Annotated in this window: 1 protein-coding gene; it reads left to right on the top strand. The window is 55.6% G+C overall.

From position 1 onward, the window contains the following. The first annotated feature begins 550 nt into the window (after positions 1–550). Positions 551–958, top strand: coding sequence for a hypothetical protein (locus HFP54_RS25060; RefSeq protein WP_168567296.1), 408 nt, complete (start codon positions 551–553; stop codon positions 956–958). Positions 959–1,034 lie beyond the last annotated feature (76 nt).

The following is a 1,034-nucleotide window of genomic DNA, read 5'->3' as shown; positions in this document are numbered from 1 at the left end:
ATTTTCGTGTGCGCGGTCGGCCGGCTTTGATGGTGAATCAAGATCGAATGCGGTGTTATGTTTGACTACGTTTCCGAACGCATTGGTCGTGCTCGGACAATAGCCGCTTCGCAATGTTGACTGAATGCAGAGACGATCACCACGTACCGACGCCTTGAATCAACTGATACTCCAAGCCAGCGAAGTGTTTGCGTCGGAACGTCGCGATCTTCAAGCCGGTTCAAGCGTTGTTGGCGCGGTCGATTTGGTAAATGTGCTACGTTGCTTGGCTCGTTCTGAGTTCCACCGCGGTCTCGGGTCTCCCTTCGCCGGCGGCCGCTGGATGTCTTCTTTTCGTGTCTGGCCGTCGGCTCCGGCAACCCCGATCCCGCAACGCTTCGGCCGACATCACAATGAAGGAACTCGATGCTTCAAGCCGTGCGACGTTGCCGGCTTGATTCGATGTGTAACAATGCGTTCAACCGAAGCGGGGTTGCGCCGTCTTGGACGCTTCGCTGACCACGTTCCCACGCCCCCGCTCGGTTAACGCTTCCGTTATCCGTACTGATCGATGATGCCGACAACAGGAACCATGCTGGCATACTTGTCCGTCGCGGCTCCGGCAATTGCCTATCTGGTTCGTCGCCACCTTTTGAGACGAGGGGCGGAGCCTCTCGTATTCATTCTCGGTTGTATCGCTTGCTACGGCTTGCTGCTCTTGTCGCTTCCATTCACCGAAGCCGCAATTGAGGCTGACATGTATTCATTTGATCTAAACGGTGACGGAATATTCGACGATTCAGAAATGACACCCGAAGCAAAGGCTGCAATGCGACGCTGGTCGTCAGACGTCGGTCGCAATTTCGCTCCCTTCACCGGCTTGTTCATTTGCCCGATTTGGTCGGCGATGGTGTATGCTGTGTTTGCATTTGGCTACCGCATTGGCAACGCGTTTTTCCGGACCAAAGCAATCGGATAACCATCGCGTGCACGCGGAGGCCCGTTAGTTCGTTTTCTCAAATGGGTGCTCAACTCACGGGCCCCGGTGACGCGGG

Source organism: Crateriforma spongiae (genome assembly GCF_012290005.1).
In the GTDB taxonomy this organism is placed as follows: domain Bacteria; phylum Planctomycetota; class Planctomycetia; order Pirellulales; family Pirellulaceae; genus Crateriforma; species Crateriforma spongiae.
This window is presented reverse-complemented; position numbering and strand designations above follow the sequence as displayed.

Bases quoted from the DNA above. Each gene is read 5' to 3' on its own strand.
- HFP54_RS25060 (WP_168567296.1), top strand. From the start codon at position 551: ATGATGCCGACAACAGGAACCATGCTGGCATACTTGTCCGTCGCGGCT.